At 62.3% G+C, this 16,413-nt stretch carries 16 protein-coding genes; 1 reads left to right on the plus strand and 15 read right to left on the minus strand.

The annotated features are described in order from the left end of the window. Window positions 1–38: 38 nt before the first annotated feature. From EI291_RS20665 to EI291_RS20720, 13 genes are all read right to left on the minus strand, one after another. Window positions 39–707 carry a hypothetical protein gene (locus EI291_RS20665; RefSeq protein ID WP_125424184.1) on the minus strand — a complete coding sequence of 223 codons (669 nt, stop codon included), beginning with the start codon at window positions 705–707 and terminating at the stop codon, window positions 39–41. Between the two features lie 92 nt (window positions 708–799). Next, window positions 800–1,432, minus strand: coding sequence for an FKBP-type peptidyl-prolyl cis-trans isomerase (locus EI291_RS20670; RefSeq protein ID WP_125424185.1), 633 nt, complete (start codon window positions 1,430–1,432; stop codon window positions 800–802). A 263-nt stretch (window positions 1,433–1,695) separates the two neighbouring features. Next, window positions 1,696–1,833: a hypothetical protein gene (locus EI291_RS22955; protein WP_155832933.1), complete on the minus strand. Its 138-nt coding sequence runs from the start codon at window positions 1,831–1,833 to the stop codon at window positions 1,696–1,698. Window positions 1,834–1,962: 129 nt separating this feature from the next. Then, on the minus strand, window positions 1,963–2,307 hold the full coding sequence (locus tag EI291_RS20675; protein ID WP_170172749.1) for a carboxypeptidase-like regulatory domain-containing protein: 345 nt from the start codon (window positions 2,305–2,307) through the stop codon (window positions 1,963–1,965). A 124-nt stretch (window positions 2,308–2,431) separates the two neighbouring features. Next, window positions 2,432–3,847, minus strand: a complete 1,416-nt coding sequence (locus EI291_RS20680) for a trypsin-like serine peptidase (RefSeq protein WP_125424187.1) — start codon at window positions 3,845–3,847, stop codon at window positions 2,432–2,434. 242 nt (window positions 3,848–4,089) lie between these two features. Then, the gene (locus EI291_RS23450) at window positions 4,090–5,196 is read right to left on the minus strand and encodes a bifunctional transcriptional activator/DNA repair enzyme AdaA (protein WP_125424188.1); all 1,107 of its coding nucleotides are present in this window, start codon (window positions 5,194–5,196) and stop codon (window positions 4,090–4,092) included. Between the two features lie 190 nt (window positions 5,197–5,386). Further along, on the minus strand, window positions 5,387–6,214 hold the full coding sequence (locus tag EI291_RS20690) for a rhomboid family protein (RefSeq protein ID WP_125424189.1): 828 nt from the start codon (window positions 6,212–6,214) through the stop codon (window positions 5,387–5,389). A gap of 65 nt (window positions 6,215–6,279) precedes the next feature. After that, a complete protein-coding gene (locus EI291_RS20695; RefSeq protein ID WP_125424190.1) occupies window positions 6,280–6,759 on the minus strand; it encodes a hypothetical protein in 480 nt (159 codons plus the stop codon). Window positions 6,760–6,876: 117 nt separating this feature from the next. Continuing rightward, complete coding sequence (locus tag EI291_RS20700) at window positions 6,877–7,995, minus strand: OmpA family protein (protein WP_170172750.1); 1,119 nt, start codon at window positions 7,993–7,995, stop codon at window positions 6,877–6,879. Between the two features lie 159 nt (window positions 7,996–8,154). Further along, the gene (locus EI291_RS20705; protein WP_125424192.1) at window positions 8,155–9,165 is read right to left on the minus strand and encodes an alpha/beta hydrolase; all 1,011 of its coding nucleotides are present in this window, start codon (window positions 9,163–9,165) and stop codon (window positions 8,155–8,157) included. A gap of 43 nt (window positions 9,166–9,208) precedes the next feature. Then, window positions 9,209–10,084 carry an aldo/keto reductase gene (locus tag EI291_RS20710; protein WP_125424193.1) on the minus strand — a complete coding sequence of 292 codons (876 nt, stop codon included), beginning with the start codon at window positions 10,082–10,084 and terminating at the stop codon, window positions 9,209–9,211. Window positions 10,085–10,131: 47 nt separating this feature from the next. After that, window positions 10,132–10,548: a hypothetical protein gene (locus EI291_RS20715; protein ID WP_125424194.1), complete on the minus strand. Its 417-nt coding sequence runs from the start codon at window positions 10,546–10,548 to the stop codon at window positions 10,132–10,134. Between the two features lie 198 nt (window positions 10,549–10,746). Next, a complete protein-coding gene (locus EI291_RS20720; protein WP_125424195.1) occupies window positions 10,747–11,817 on the minus strand; it encodes a serine hydrolase domain-containing protein in 1,071 nt (356 codons plus the stop codon). 245 nt (window positions 11,818–12,062) lie between these two features. On the opposite strand from EI291_RS20720, the gene EI291_RS20725 reads away from it, so the two are divergent. Next, complete coding sequence (locus EI291_RS20725) at window positions 12,063–12,944, plus strand: DoxX family protein (RefSeq protein ID WP_125424196.1); 882 nt, start codon at window positions 12,063–12,065, stop codon at window positions 12,942–12,944. Window positions 12,945–12,951: 7 nt separating this feature from the next. Here the strand turns inward: EI291_RS20725 and EI291_RS20730 are convergent, their stop codons facing one another. Further along, the gene (locus EI291_RS20730; protein WP_125424197.1) at window positions 12,952–14,772 is read right to left on the minus strand and encodes a peptidoglycan D,D-transpeptidase FtsI family protein; all 1,821 of its coding nucleotides are present in this window, start codon (window positions 14,770–14,772) and stop codon (window positions 12,952–12,954) included. A gap of 409 nt (window positions 14,773–15,181) precedes the next feature. Beyond that, window positions 15,182–15,958 (minus strand): MBL fold metallo-hydrolase, encoded by a 777-nt coding sequence (locus EI291_RS20735; RefSeq protein ID WP_125424198.1) that lies wholly within the window; start codon window positions 15,956–15,958, stop codon window positions 15,182–15,184. Window positions 15,959–16,413 lie beyond the last annotated feature (455 nt).

Below are 16,413 nucleotides of genomic sequence, written 5' to 3' on the forward strand. Positions count from 1 at the left end.
CGCAGTCCCGCTGGAAAAGTGCAGGGTCACTTCAGCAATTAAGGATGCAGATAGTCAGGATGGCGGGTTTGCGCCTGCCAGTCGGCCAAGGCCAGCCAGTAGGCCGCCGTGGCGGCCGCTTCGTCGTGGCGCTTCCGGATACGGTAGTTAGCCTCCTGCGCCAACTGCTCCCAGCTGCGGGCCGGGCCTGAAAAGGCAAAGTGGCGCGGCTCTTGGCCCGGCCGATGCAGGCGCCAGCGGTTGGTGCCCCGGGCGCCCCAGGCCAGCAGCGCAATACCCAGGCCAATGCCCAGCGCGGCCGGAACCGTACTCAGCCAGAACTGCAGGTAGCCCAGCAAAAACGCACACAGCACAAATGCCCCCAGCAATACCCCCAGCAGCCAGCGCACCGGCCGCACATCCACTGCCTCCAGCTCCCGCCAACCAAACAGCTCGCCTTGCAGCTCCAGGCCGTCATTGGTCAGGGCTACCCGGCCATCCTCGCTGCGCTGGGTCTGAAACTGTTCAGGCGGGGCAGGAGGCAGGGGCTGAAACACTGGCTCGGGGAACTGGCCCGCCGGCAAACCGCCGGTGGAGTCAAGGGGCGAGGCGTTGTTATCGGGTGCGGGAGGAATAGAGTGGTCCATAGCCGAAAAAGCCCCGCTGCCGGTTGTGGTTCGGACCCAATTGAGGGGCACGAGGCGCACGGGAGGCAGCGGGGCTTTCATATCAGGAGAAAAAGAGCTGAGAAATAACGGGGAGTAAGTACGGCTTTTTATCGCCTGGCCTGCTCACCCCGGTTTCCGAACTCCAGAACGTACTAGCGGTTTACTTTCAGCAGCTCTACGTCGAAAATCAGCGCTGAGTCGGGGCCAATGTCACGGCCGGCACCACGCTTACCGTAGGCCAGGTCGGAGGGAATGTACAGGCGCCATTTCGAGCCTTCGGGCATCAGTTGCAGGGCCTCAGTCCAGCCCGCAATTACCTGGTTTACACCGAAGGTAGCGGGCTGGCCGCGCTGGTACGACGAATCAAACACGTTGCCGTTGATGAGCGTGCCGTGGTAATGGGTGGTAACTGAAGAAGACGGGCCGGGCTTGGGGCCGTTGCCTTCCGTCAGGACCTCGTACTGCAGGCCGCTGGGCAGGGTGGTTACGCCCGGCTTCTGGGCATTTTCTTGCAGGAAGGCTTCGCCTTCGGCTTTGTTGTTGTTCATGGCGTTAGGGTCTTGGTTGTCGTCCTGGTCATCACCGCCGCCCAGCTGCTCCTGCAGCTGCTGCATGGCGCTTTGCATCTGCTCGGGCGTCAGGCGGCTGGGCTCCCCGGTCAGGGCTTCCTTCATGCTCTGGGCAAAGATGTCAATGTCCAGGTCCAGGCCCTGCTGGGCGAAATTGCGGGCCATGTCGCGCCCGATGATGTAGCTGATTTGCTCTTTCAAGCCGGTCAGATTCATAAATCACAGATTTTACTGATTTCCCGGATTACGCTGCTGTTTTCCATGAAAACCCGGTTCCGATAGTCAGTATATGAGAGAGAGGCAGCGGCCCACCGTGAGCCGCTCTTGCTGTGAAGTACCGAAAACCGCCGCGAATGGATATAGTTTTTTTCGTGGATGGGAGATAATGTCCTGATTTTGAACCCTGGTTTGTGCAGGCCTAAACGCACCAGACCCCGCCCAAGGAGCGGGGTCTGGCTAAAAAACGACTTGGGTATAGCTTAGCAGAAGTGCAGCTCTTCCTCGTCGCGCAGATCAAAAAACAAGTTCAGGTCGCGGACCTGGGCGGCCAGGAAGCTAAGTGACCCTAACCCTCCCAGAACCAGCAGCGAAGAAACGGCGGCAGTGCTCTTTTTCATGTAATCTATGTGTATGGTGATGCAAGTCAGTTTGTTGACTGCAAAGATACTACGCAGAGGTCAGGAAATTGTTATGCAAGCATCATTTATTTGTTGCGGCTGGCGGGGGTGTTGTCAGGGCTGGCTATCCTATTCGTCGCGCTGATAACCCTCCTCGTCAAAAGAATTTTCCTCGTTGATGAGGTAGCTTTCCTCGGCCGAGGATGAGGGTGGGGGTGCCGGGGCAGAGCCCAGCCAGATTTCCACGAAGGGCGGCTGGTTGGCTCGCACCTGCACGGGAATATCGTCGCTTTCCAGCCGGCCGTACGCCTTGAGCACGTACTTGCCGGGCCGCAGGTTATCGAAGCCAAAGCGGCCTTCCGCATCCGTAATTGCCACAATGTCGGGGTGGGGCGGCCCGGATACGATGATCATATTCACGTCCTCGAGGGGCGCATTGGTAGTATCCCGAACAATACCGGTTATGTATCCCATCGTGCTTGCTTGGTTTGAGGTACTGCAACGCAACAACAGCACTAGTAGCCCCGGCATCAGGCCGGTAAAGAGGTGACTGGGAAACAGCTGGCGCCCCGGCCACCTCTTGTTACAGCGCCCGGTGCTAGGCACCGCCTTCCAGCCGCCACTTCTTCAGATTATCGAACACCGGCTTGGTAATGCGGGTGGCCGAGTTGCCCGATGAGGCCCCGTTGGTATGAATGCCCACCACAATACGGCTGCCGGCCGCATCCTTGAACCACACCGGCGAGCCGCTCTGGCCACCGGCCGTGTCAATATCGTACGTAATGGTGCGGCTGGTAACGCTCTTGGCTTTGCGACCATTAAACCACATGGTGCCCGAGGGTTTGTCGCCGGGGTAGCCGGCCGTGTTCAGGCGCTTATTGAGCAGAAACTGGTCCGGGAACTGCCCAAACCCGAAGGCTCCGATGCTGGGCGACACGCTGGCATTGCGGGGCAGCTGAATCACGCCGTAGTCGTAGTTGCGGGCTTTGTTGTTTACCCAGCCCTGTACCGAGCGAAATGCGGTGGCCGTGTAATGCTGGAATGGCTCACTGGTGCCATTGCGGCCGGGTGTCACCACAATTTGCCGGGGCCAGCCGCCGTGCCCGTGAATGTACACGCAGTGGCCGGCCGTGAGAATGGTGCGCGGCCCGATAAAGAAGCCCGTGCCCAGGTAGTTCTTGCCATCGGCGGCCTGAATTTTGAGGTGGCAGATGCGCTTCCAGGGTACCACGGAGGTGTTGTTTACCTGTACCCGGTCATCCGTCCCAATGATAACTTCCAGGGCTTCAATCTGCTGAGCCAGGGCCTCTACGTCCGTTTCATCCATACCAGCGGCTTCGTCCTGGCCGGCTTCGTCGTCGGTGGCTTCGCTGAATTCCAGCTGCTTGATGATGGCCGGATTGACGCCGGCCTGCCGGAGCATCTGCAGAATGGCCGGGTTCAGCTTTTTACCCTTGGGCTTCACGATTCCCTGCACCAGCTTGGTGCCTTGTTTCACGGCCGCTCCGGCCAGCGTGGGTAATACCGCTTTGGCCAGGGGCAGCACCAGCGCCGCCAAGGCACCAAAAAACTCCTGGTTGCCCTCCGAGGCTTCCATGTCGGCCAGGGAGGCTTCCACTACGGGCTCGGCCTCGGCGCTGGTTTCGGCGGGGTTGTTTTCCTGCCAGCCTTCCACGCTTTCGTAGAAGGATTCCGTATCCGTAGCCTCATCCGCTTCCGCCGATTCATCGGACATGCCGCCCTCATTGCCGGTGGTATTCAGGCGCGAAACCGGGCTGTTGATGGGGCGGTGGCCGTCGGTAAGCACCGCTTCAGTAGCGGTAGCCTCGCCGTCGTAGCCATCTGACTCGTTGCCGTCGGTGGCCCCGGCTACTTCATTGATAACCTCCTCCAAAGTGGTGGCCTCGTCGGTGGCCAGGTTTTCCATGGGGTACCCCATAGGGCCCCGGCCGGTGGGGGGAAGGTCGTAGTCGTACTGCCCATTGCCTGGGGTAATCCTGACTTTTGTTTCCATAGTGGTAGTAGGTTAGGTGTTGGTAAATGGACGTACCGAAGATACCTCCTGCGAGAGCCGGGTTCAATAACATAAATATGTGAAAGTCAATATTTTGTACTGAATTAATCAGGGAAGGAATAACCTTTTGAAGGCGTATGCACGCCTGATTGAATCAATAAAAAAAGTCCTGCCACTCCGGCAGGACTTTGTAACAGGTACCTAACAAAACGAAGCATGCAGTATAGGAACTGCAGGTGGTGTTATTGAAGCGAAACCTGCTCTGCCGGAGCTGCCGGCTCATCGGGGGGTGCGGTTTTGGCGGTCTGTTCCAGTTCCAGCAGGGCCTTTTTGCGCCAGAGGCCGCCCGCATAGCCCGTCAGGTGGCCATCGGCCCCCAGCACCCGGTGGCAGGGAATGAGAATAGCAATGCGGTTCAGGCCGTTGGTGGAAGCTACGGCCCGGACAGCGGTGGGGCGGCCCAGGGCGGCGGCCTCCTGCCCATAGGTGCGGGTGCTGCCGTACGGAATCCGGAGCAGCTCCTGCCACACCTGCTGCTGAAACGCCGTGCCGGGGGTGTGCAGCGGCACTGTAAACTCCCGGCGGGTACCGGCAAAGTATTCGGCTAACTGGATACGGAGTATTTCGTAGTGCACATTTTCGCTCTGCACTACGGTGGCGTTGAGGCGGTGGGCCAGGTCTTTCAGCTCCGTTTCAAGCCCCCGGCGGTCCGTGAATTCCAGCAGGCAAACTCCCTGCTGGGTTGCGCAGGCCAGCATGGTGCCCAGCGGCGTTTCCAGGCGGGTAAGGTTAAGGATCTGCTGCTGCCGGCTCAGGGAAGGGGCCACGCCAAACACGGTTTTAAAGGAATCCTGGAAGCCACTGAGCGACTCATACCCACTTTCAAAGGCCGTAGCCGTTACCGAGTTGCCGTTCTGGATTTTGCGGAACGCGGTATTGATGCGGTTGAGTCGTTGGTAGGCCTGAAACGTAATGCCGTGCTGCCGCAGAAACCAGCGGCGCACCGTGGCCGGCTCCAGACCTTTCTGGCGCAGCTGCTGGTCGGAGATTTTGACGGCGGGCTGCCGGGCCAGCTCCTCCAGCAACTCCTGCATAAACGGCGGTGTAGCATCCCGAGCCAGTAGCGGGGTGCACACTTTGCAGGCCCGGTAGCCATGCAGCAGCGCCTCCTTGGTAGAGGCAAAAAACTCTACGTTTTCAGGTTTGGGCTTGCGGGCCGGGCAGGTAGGCCGGCAGAAGATACCAGTGGTTTTGACGGCGGCAATAAACCGGCCCTCGTACGCGGCATTTTTAGCAACCAGCGCCTGATAGCATTCGGCGGCGTCGGGAGTGGGAAACAGGGGCGTCATAAGGGAAGATGGTGCTGAATACTCGGAAAGTCAGGCAAAGCAACTCCCTGCTTAAGCGGCCTGCAACCGAAAATTGAACAGGCATTTTTTCAGGTAACCAAATCGGGCCGTTAGCCAGGCATTACGCCCGGCTACCGGCCCGGATGATACTTGTGTGCAGCGCCTGCCTGCGCGATGAGGCGGCGGGTTGTCAGCGCGACCAGTCGTCGAGTGTTTTCTTTTCCCGCCTGGACAGGCCCTCGAGACCCTGTTGGTTGATTTTGTCTAGCAGCTCGTTCAGGTAAGCTTCTTCGCGTTGCTTTTTGGCCCGGTCCCGGTCGTCGAGGGTCTGGTAGCCGGGTTCGACGTTGAACAGGTTACCCCGCAGCCGGCCGGCCGGCCGGCGCAGCAGCAGGTACAGAAAACCAACGGCCGGCACCACAATGGCCAGCACGGTCAGGTAGTTGGTCCGGAGCAGCTCGGGCTGGATAACCAGCATCGTGGTCAGGCCCACCAGCGCCCCGCCCAGGTGCGCATCGTGCCCGATGGAGTCGCGGCGCACGGTAATGCCGTACGCCGACAGCAGCACAAACAGCAGTCCATACAGCCAGCCCGGCAGGTAAATACCCAGCATGCCCACTTCAATGCCGGGAAAAAGCGCAATAGAGGCAAAAATAAGTCCGCTTACTGCGCCGGATGCACCCACTGCGCTGTAGCGCGCCTCGTGGCGGTGCAGCCACAGCGAAAACAGGTTGCCGCCTATGAGGCTGGTGAAATAGAGCGTCAGAAAATTCTGCATTCCCACCAGCGCCTCCAGGGCTCCGCCGAAGCACCACAGCGTAAGCATATTGAACCCCAGATGCCACCAGCTGACGTGCAGAAAACCGGAAGACAGCAGCCGTTGGTACTGCCGCCGGTACCGGATGGGCCCCACCTCGAAGGCATGGCGGGCAAAATAGGCAGGGTCGTTCAGGCCCTGATACGAAACAAAACACGTCAACAGCACCAGGCCCAGGCCCACAATGCCCAAGTCGTTCATAATAGGTAGGAGTAAAAGGATAAGATGGCCGTGGCGGCCGGGCGCGCCGGCCCGGGTGCATCGGGTTATTTCTTCAGCACCAGTTCGGCTTTGTGCAGTCGGAGCGTGGGGTTGGGAGCGGCTATGAGGCGGGCTTTAAACGTGTAGGCCGCATCTTTCGGAATGGTCAGCTCGGCGTTTTTGCCGCTGAAACTCCAACTCACGCGCCCGTTGATATCGGTTTTCGCTTCCTGCACGCTCACGTTTTTCTCCGTTGGATCAAGCTCCAGCTGCTTAAAGGGCTGCCCATTCTGAAGTACCACTACCTGAAACCGGAGTGGGGCCTCTCCCTGGTACTCCATATCCATTTCCGACCACAGGGCAAGCTGGTCGTTCTGGTGCAGGTTCACGGTGGTTTCCTTTACTACCTCCTGCTGGGGCGTGCTGACGGTGTTGACGGGCAGGCGGGCTATTTCCTTGCCCAGAAGCGCCTCGCAGGCTCCCAGCGGAGCCGTCAGAAGCAGGATAGCAGCCAGCAGACGAGCGGTGCGAATAGAAGAATGCATAGGATAGAGCAATGGGAACAGCCCGCAAGTTGGAGAAAAGGATTGACGCGGGAAAGTCTGTTCGGATCATCTACCCAACCCGATTCTGCCGCCGGGGCGGCTTCCGCTGGCTCCGGGCTATTGCACCTCGCTCACCTCCACCCGGCGGTTGCGCGCATCGGGCGAGGGGTATAGCGGACGGGAGTCGCCGTAGCCCACAGTATGTATGCGCCCGGCTGCCACCCCGGCTTTCACCAGAGCTTCCTTTACGGCTTCGGCCCGCTGCTCACTCAGTACCTGGTTTTTCTGTGGCTCCCCAATCTTGTCGGTGTGACCGGCAATCTGAATACGCAGACTGGGGCGGGCCAGCAGCTCGGCGGCCAACTGTTGGAGCGCCGGTCGGCCATCGGGGAGCAGCTTCGGGGTTCCCAGCTCAAACAGCACGGTAGGCAGCACCAGTAGCCGCTCCGACAGGACGGGCGCAGCCGGAGCCAGAGTGGATAGGGTGGCAGGCAGAGCCGGGTAAGCGAGCCGGGCAGGAAGCTGGCCGATGGCCGCTAATGGCAACGGCTCGACGGGGGGCGGCTGGGGCGACTGGGCTGCAGCAGTTACCTGAATGGTAATGGGCACCACGGCGCTTTCGCGGGTGGGGTAGAAGCCCTGGGTGAGGTAGAAGGTAGTGGTCTGGCTGAGGCGGGTGCGGTGCGTGTTGCCGGTGGCTACAGGCTGCTTCAGCTCGGCATCGGCGTACCAGAGCACGTTGCGGCCCGATACCCGGATGGTAGTTTCGGCCCCGGCCGGCACCGTGGCGGCCGATTTCAGCTTCACCCGGTAGAGCACAAACGTGCCATGGTCACAGTCGCCCACGGGGCGGTAGGTGGCCCGGCCGGTCAGTTTCTCCTGGGCCGCGTCGTAGGTGAAGGTGATGGCACCGTCGCACCAGTAGCTGAACAGGCTGCGGCCGGTTTCCTGGAGCTTGCGCACGTGCTCTAGCTGTAGCCCGGCGGCGGTGCGGGTAGCCCGGATCTGGAACGTCACGCTGACCTGCGGGGCCTCGCCCACTTCCTGGTACAGTACCCCCAGTATGCCGCCCGATTTGCTTTGCTGCACGCGCAGCAGGGCCGGCCAGTACCCGCCCCGGTCGCCGGTATCGGTTTCCACGCCCTGCCATACTCCGGATAACGAGGACAACGCCTGTGCCTGCGCGCCCGCCACGGTGCAGGCAACCAGGAGCAGAGAGGTAACAAGGTTCTTCATAACCATAGATGCATCAGTCTTTATCCGCTGGGGCCAGGCAGGGACAGTAACAAGAGTCATTTATCGGGCCCCGGGTGGCAGGCGGCGTTCAACCACCAGCTTTTTCAGGGCTGAAATATCGACCTGAAACCGGGTTGAGCGCAAGTGGGCCGGGACCGGTCAGGGCCTGCCGAACACGCGTTGCAGAAACTGCACGGTGTACTCCAGGGTGGGCGCAAACCAGGGGTTGAACAGCGGAAACGGGTGTGGGGCCTCAGGAAACGTGTGCTCCTCGGAGTAGATGCCCAAGGCGGTCAGCTGGCGGCGCACGTCGTCGCGGCCGGCGTGCATGCGGGCCACGCCGCTGTTGATGAACAGCATGGGCGGTGTGCCGGGGCCGATGTGGCTCAGGGCCGAGGCCTGCTCCCATAGCCCGGGGCTGGCTTCCCGGCTGCCGCCCAGCCACTGGGTGGCCGCCGAGAGGCCCTTCCTGTCGTCGCCTTCCCCCGATTCGGGGTGGGTGAAGGCCAGAATGCCGTCCACATCCACAATGGCCTGCACCTGGCTAGAGCGGCTGCGGTACGTAGTACCGGTCTCGTAGCGCGGATCGGCGTTGGTGGTGCCTGCCAGCGCCGCCAGCTGCCCCCCGGCCGAGAAACCCCAGATGGCTACCCGGGTGGTATCGAGGCCATAGGGGCGGGCGTGGGCGCGCAGCCAGCGCAGGGCGGTTTTCAGGTCCTGCACCGCCGCCGGGTAGGGGGCTTCCGGGCTCAGCCGATACTCGGCTGTTACGGCCACGAAGCCCCGGGCGGCCAGCTGCTGGGCCATGGCGTGGTGCTGGCTTCGGTGGCCGGAGCGCCAGCCGCCGCCGTGCACCAGTAGCACCGCCGGGGCGGGCCGGTGGCGGCGGGCTTTGGGGTAGAATACATCCAGCAGCAGGGGCCGGCTCGAGGCTTCAGTGTAGGGCACGTTCACGCGGCTGCGGATGGTGGCGGGCACCGGCGGCCGGGCAATGCTGATGTCGGGGTGCTGCTTGCGGGCCTTAACGAAGGCGCTGTAAGTAGTAAAGGAGGTGTCGCGCGGTAAAGCGGGCTGCTGGGCCCGGGCCGGGGCGGCCAGCAGCAGCCCGCCGGCCAGCGCACTCAGTACCGGTTTGCACGCCCTCTTCGCCGGGAGCCAATATCGAATCATACAGGTGCAAGAAACACGGTCGGGGCAGATAGGCTGCATTCGACTACTCCAGATAGGCCATTTCCTCGGCACTCAACCGAATAGTTGCGGCGGCCAGGTTCTCGCGCAGGTGAGCCAATTGGGAGGTGCCCGGAATCGGCAGCAGCCAGGGCGACTTGTGCAGCAGCCAGGCAATGTTGAGCTGGGCCTCCGTAACGCCGTGGCGGCGGGCTACCTCGGCCACGCGGGTATCGGCCTGGGGCAAAGCGTGCAGCAGTGAGAAGAACGGAATGAGCGGAATGCCGTGCTGCTCGCACAGATCCAGCACCTCCGCGCCGCCGGGGTTGGTACCGTGGGCATGCGCCAGCGTGGTACGCTGGGCGTGACCGTACATGTTCTCAACGGTGGCAATGGGCCCCTGCTGCAGCCCCGCTTCTAACTCGGCCCGCGTGACGTTGCTCAGGCCCACGTGCAGCACCTTGCCCTCGCGCTGCAGCTCAAACATGGCGCCCAACTGCTCATCAAGCGGCACCGGGCCCGCGCCCATCAGCCGCAGGTGTACCAGCTGAATCTGCTCCTGGCCCAGGATGCGCAGGTTGTTGTCGATGCTGGCCCGCAGCTGCTCGGGGCGGTTGTAGGGCACCCAGCTTTTATCAGGTCGGCGGGTGGCCCCCACTTTGGTGCAGATAACCAGCTCGGCCGGGTACGGGTGCAGGGCCTCACGGACAAGGCGGTTGGTTACGTCCTCGCCGTAATAGTCGGCCGTGTCGAGGAAGGAGACGCCCGCGTCCACGGCTTCGCGCAGAATCTGCAGGGCCTCGGAGCGGTTAGCCGGCTCGCCCCAGATGTCGGGCCCGGTGAGGCGCATGGTGCCGTAGCCCAGCCGCGCCACGGTAAGCGGGTGGGCGGAATGCGGGGCAATGGTGATAGTGGACGTCATAGCAGGAAAGGATGAGGGGGAGGGAGTCGGTGGGATACAATTCACTGTCAGGAAAGTTTCTGGTCCCGCAGCACCTGCTCCAGAAATGCGCGGGGATTTATCAGAAACCGCGCGGCCTGCGACTGTTCAATCAACGGCAGTAGCTTCGATAATTGCGGCGGCAACAGCATCCTGTTGGCATCCAGCAACACAAGGTTCTGCTGCTGGCACAGCGTGAGAACGGCTTGCAGGAAAATTGCGGCCTGGCCGGGGTCACGCAGGTCGGTTCTGAACTGGAATTCTTCCACAAAGTTTCCTTCGGCATCAAGGCCCAAATGGCAGTCGTGGTCCTGCTGGGTTTTATTATCATTTACCTTCCAGTACACGTCCTGCGAGTCGCTCCATTCGGCGCGGGGCAGCAGAGCATCCATAGCTGCTGTCAGCGGGGCCGGCTCCACACGCTGCCCCGCCCACCAGTCGGGCATATCAGATGGTTGGCTTATGGGAAGCCGCTCCGGCAGGTAGCCAAAGTGGGCGACTATGCCCGCTCGAGGCAGAACGGTTAACGGATATTGCCAGAGTGCCATGCGCTAAGGTGGTTGTGGGAAGCAATGTTTATGGCTTCGTTTTATGCGTGTGGAGGCAATAGCACGATCTGTGTAGTTCACGCTACTTGCATCCCCTCAACGAGCCATCTTATAGATCCTATCGGCCAACACTTCCAGGTCGGCGGCGTCGGTGTTGGTTAGCATAATCACTACATGGCGAAATTCCGGGTCGGTGAGCAGCACGGAGTTGAAGCCCTCAATGCTGCCGCGCCGTTCCAGCACGGGCTGGGGCAGGGTTTTGTCGTTGTAGTAAAAGCCGATTGTGGGGTAGCCCCGGGCGTAGTCGATGAAGGCAGCCTGCTGAGGCTGCCGCACCAGCGCGGCCGTGGTAGCGGCCGACAGCAGCGTGTGGTGGCGTAGGGCTTCCGTCAGGCGCAGCAGGTCGGCGGCGGTGGAGTAGAGGGCCCCGGCCCCGGCGTAGTTGGAGAGGTAGCGGGGCGCATCGTTGCGGAGCGTGTCGCGGGCGGTGCTGGCCCCAAAGGTGTAGTTGTGGTAGCCGTAGGCCAGGCGCGGTATCACCCGCTCCTCCCGCACTACGCCTGAATCGTACATCTGCAGCGGCGTGAGGATGCGGGTCTGCAGCAGGCGGGCAAACGGCTGTTGCGTCACAACTTCCAGCACCCGCGTCAGCACCACGTAATCCACGTTGTTATAGTGAAACGTACCGGGTGGGAGGGTATCGGCGCGGCGCACAAAGCGGCTGACGTACTGGGCCGGCGAGTACGGGGCGGCATAGGCTTCGGCAGGCTCATTCAGCAGGCCCGAGTGGTGGGTGAGCAGCCCCAGCAGGGTAATATCCTGGCAGCTGGCCGGCAACTCCGGCAGGTAAGCGGCCACCTTATCGGAGAGGCGCAGCTGATTCTGCTCGACCAGCTGCAGTACCAGAATGGCCGTGAACGTCTTCGACAGCGAGGCAATGGGAAAGCGGGTGTCGGGGCCGATGGGAACGGCAAACTGCCGGTTGGCCAGGCCGTGGCTGAGGTAGGTGGTGGGTCGGCCCTCGTGGGCCACCAATACCGTCCCGCTGAAGTGGCCGGCTTCGTATTCGGCCTGGAGCAGCCGGGCAATGGAGCCCTGCGCATACCCCCCGACGGGCAGCAGCAGCAACCCCGCTAACAGCATTCGATACCGGAATAAAGCAATCATAATCAGGAATAGATACGATTAATACGGCCCGGATTCCGGGTGGCTGACGATGTCCAACGCCGGAGTAGCATCGGTTCCGGCCGGCCCAAATGCGCGAAAAGGGTCCTATATCAGCGCGGATGGGGTGTCAATATATGAATTGGAGCACCGTAAGGCGGGGAGTTGCCGTGCTTTGGCTCACTTCCCGGCTGATCCGGTCCGGAAAACCCTGACGCGCTTTCTCATTCACCCTTAACCCCGCTGCCATGCTCCGCTTCCTACGCCCGCTGCTCAAACCAATTGTATTGCCCCACTGGTGGCAGGATGCCCTGCTGCTGCTACCCCGGCTGGTGTGCGGCTACCTGCTGGCCTTCGAGTTTGGGGCCGTAAAGTTCGGGCTGCCTTGGTCGCCGCCCGACCACAACCTGGGTCTGTTCGAGGTGGCCTTCTGGTTTCCCCAGGATGTGGCCGCGTACGGCGGTATCTTCGCCTTGCTGCCCGCCTTCTTCGCCTGGATGGGTGCCGCCAGTGAAGCTGTGGGCGGGTTGCTGCTGATGGCCGGGCTGGGCACACGCGTGTCAGCTTTCCTCATCAGCTGCACTATGCTGGTGGCTATTTTTATGCAGCAATTGCCGCAGGGTATGTGGAACACGCTGCCAGCCGCTGGTTTTTTGTGGGTGAGCCTGATGGCGCTGGTGCTCGGCTCCGGCCGTTACGGGGTTGATTACCTGCTGGCCAACTGGCGTAGCCGCCGCTCGGCTACCGCGGTTTCGGCCTCGCAACGCTCCGCCGTAATTCTGGCGCTGCTGCCCGCGCTGGCGTTGCTGCTGCCCGGCTGCGTGCAGCCCGCCCACGACAAAACCGTTGTGTATCTGCTTGATGTGAAAGGCCTGCCCGACGTGCGCCAGGTAGGCTTGCGCGGCCGTGACAAACCCCTAAGCTGGGACCAGGACCTGCGCCTCACCCCCACGGGCCCCGACAGCACCCTCTACCGCGCCGTCGTGACGACGCATACCGGCTACCTCCTCACGGAAGTGAAGTTCACCGTCAACGGCGAGTTTGAGTTAAAGGACGCCGACAACCGCCGCATCAAGTTCGGGCCTGGCGACACCACCGTGTACCGCGCCCGATTCAACGTGCGGCCGTAAGTTCGCGCTACTGCTTTGCCCGGTTCATGATGCGCCGCTCCCAGTGCTTGCGCTTAGGTGCCACGTAGCCGCGCAGGTACTTTTCCATCACCATCACGGCGCAGGGGGCCGCGGCGGTGGCCCCGAAGCCACCGTTTTCCAGGTACACGGCCACGGCAATTTTGGGATTGTTGGCCGGGGCGAATCCCACGAAGGCGGCGTGGTCGTCGCCCTCGTCGTTCTGCACGGTGCCGGTTTTGCCCGCTACGGTAATGCCTACGTCGGCGAGGCTGGAGGCGTCGGCAGTACCGCCGCGCTGCATTACGGCCACCATGCCGGGCACCAGGGCGGCAAAATTCGCACTGTCGATGAGGGTGTGACGCTTGCGGGTGAAGCGGGGCAGCGGGCCGCCCGTGCCCACGGCGCGCACCAGATGGGGCGGATAGTACCAACCCCGGTTGGCAATAATGGCCGCCATATTGGCCATCTGCAGGCCCGTTAGGTTGATTTCGCCCTGCCCGATGCTGAGCGAGTAGATGGAGCGGTAGGTCCAGCGGCGGCTGCCGCGGGTTTTGTCATAGTACGCCGCTGTGGGCAGGAAGCCGGGGGCCTCCCGGGGCAAATCCACGCCCAGCACCGAGTCGAGGCCGAAGGAGCGCACGTAGCGCCGCCACTGCGTCAGGTTGGCGTGGCGGGCGGCCACGGTGTCCTGCGCCAGCGAGTCGGGCACGCAGTCGATGAGGCTCTGCATTACCTGGTAGAAGTAGGGGTTGCAGCTGTACTTGAGGCCCAGCGTGAGACTGCGGCCCGGCGGGTGGTGGTGCACGCAGCTCACCAGGCTTTGGTCGCAGCGGAAGCTGGTGGCGGGCGTAATGGCGTGCATCTGCAGGGCAACGGCGGCATTCACCAGCTTAAATACCGAACCGGGCGGGTTGGCCAGCATGGCGGGGCGGTTGAGCAGAGGCATATCTTCGTGCTCCAGCAGCTCGGTGCGTCTGCCGGCCTGATCGGGGGCCGTGAGGGTAGCCGCGTCAATCACCGGGCCCGACACGTAGGCTAGGATTTCACCGGTGCGCGGGTCGAGGGCCACAAGGTAGCCCTTGCGGCCGCCCAGCAGCTTCTCGGCGTAGGTCTGCAGCTTCACGTCCAGCGTGAGGTGCAGATCCTGGCCCTGTTGAAAGGCCGTATCGGGGGCCCAGCTGCCGTGCTGACGGCCCTGCTTATCGAGCAGCGGGTGCTGGTAGCCGCGGTGGCCGCGCAGGAGGCCATTGTAGTAGCTTTCCACGCCGCCGTTGCGCAGGCGGTAAAAGCGGCCCCGCCCGGTGCGGCGGGCTTGGCGGTAGAAGCTCTGGGCCTCGGCGCTGAGGTAGCCCAAAGCATGAGCGGCGGCCGGGGAGGTGTACACCCGGCGGCGCTGCTCCACCAGTTGCAGCTGGGGCCAGGCGGCGCTGTCCTGGCGCACGCGCGCCACTTCGGCGGCGGTCAGGCGCAGCAGGCCGGGGTAACTGGCGGGGCCGGCGCCCGGGAAGGGAAGGGCGTCCTGAATGCGCCGCCGTACGGTGGTCGAGTCCCAGCCCAACAGCTCACCCAGGGCCAGGGTATCGAGCGGGTAGCGGCGGGGTAGCCGCAGCAGAAACTGCGGGCGGGTCGCCACCAGTACCGAGTCGTGGCGGTCGAGAATGCGGCCGCGCTCCGGTACCTGAGGCAACACCACGCGGCGGGCGGTGTAGCGCACGCGCACGTCGGAGGCCTGAGGTGGGCGGTTTTGCTGATCGGGCGAGGAGCAGGCGGCCAGCCCGGCCAGCAGTGCCAGCAGGCCGGTTTGCCACCAGAAGAGAGCAGTACGCATTCGGTAAAGCTAGCCAATTGCCGGACTACGGAGGCCCGGTTTTCGCTGAAACGGGCGTTGCACCACCCGAATCGGGCCGGGAACCGGAACCGTCGGGACAGTGGGCCTGCTCACCGGTCCTTTGCCGCTCACCCGAAAGCCTGGAAGAGTTGGGGCGAGGTCGGGGTGTATGTTGGAAAAGGTGAGGCGAAGGGTGGAAGAATGGGAGCTAAGCCTGAACATTTGGGGCCGGATGTGTGCTGGCAATGGACGATTAAGGGCGTATAACCGTTTCCTAACCGGGGTTTACATGCCGCAGAAACGCGACACTTCGCGTCTCTACGCTGTTCGGGAAACCGCCGCTCAGCAAAGCGCCACCTGGATTTCTCCGGGTGGCGCAGTCCAAAGGCAAGTCAGGTTGAGGGTTGAGTTACTGAGCCGCCGGATACCAGTTGCGCAGCCGGACGTCGATTTTCTTGTTGGCCGCGTTGACGGTTTTCTTGAAGCCGTCTACGTCGCTCAGGCCGCTCTGACCCCGGTAGTGGTACGGATATACAATGCCGGGTTTGAAGGCCAGGACGCCCTGCGCGGCCTGCTGCACATTCATGGTGTAGGGCAGGTTCATGCACACAAAGGCCACGTCGATATTCTTGAGGGCGCGCATCTCGGGGGTGTCTTCGGTGTCACCGGACAGGTACACGTTCTTGCCGCCCAGGTTCAGCACGTAGCCGTTGCCCCGGCCTTTGGTGTGCATAGCATCGGGGGCTTCGGGCAGGTTGTACATTGGAATGGCCGAAACCTGCATGCCCAGCGTGTCGAGCTTCTGGCCGTTGCGAAGGATGCGGACCTGGGCTTTGTACTCGGCGGGCAGCTTATCGGCCACGGCCTGGGGCACTATCATTAGGGCCTTACCCACGGAAAGACCCGCCAGCGTCTGCGGGTCGAGGTGGTCACCATGAATGTCGGTGATGAGGATGACATCGGGGGCGGCCAGGCCAGTGTAGGCGGCGGCCCCGCCGTAGGGGTCTACGTAAATGGTCTTGCCGTTCCAGGTGAATACCACGCTGCCGTGGGTGATGGGCTGCACGGTGAGCGGCCCGTTCTTGGTGGCAATCTGGTCGGCAGCGGCGCGCGGGGCGGGGGCAGTTTGGGCCTGCGTTTGAAAGGTAAACGCCAGGGCCGCCGCGAGGATAAGGGGGAATTTCATCGGGGTTTCTGTTTGGTGGGTAAAGGGAACAGGTTGCTAACCCAAGGCGGGGAAGAAAGTTCTGGGGGAGCGTTTGCAGACGGTAGCTGGCGGCGGCGCAATCAAGCAACTGTGTGGATGGGCGTTGGCGACCCTTACCGGGGAATCGTCATCAAGGGCCGCTACTTCTCCTTCGAAAGCCTCTACGGAGCCTGCGACAAAACCTAATACATCACCACCTTTCGCTACGACCGCACCCGGCGAAACTGGTTTCTGCACCGCCGCGGCCAGATCGACTATTCCTGCCACGATACCACCGCCACCGCCGACGAAACCCAGCAAACCACCCATATAGCGGATTCATGAACGGTATACATGATAGCCGCAATGGTTGAACCAGGCTTTGGCGTCCTTGCTGGAAATCCAGTCCACGGCCGTTTGGATAGCCGCCTCCACTGCTTCACGGGTACGGGCCT

The organism is Hymenobacter rigui (assembly GCF_003944715.1).
Taxonomy (GTDB): domain Bacteria; phylum Bacteroidota; class Bacteroidia; order Cytophagales; family Hymenobacteraceae; genus Hymenobacter; species Hymenobacter rigui.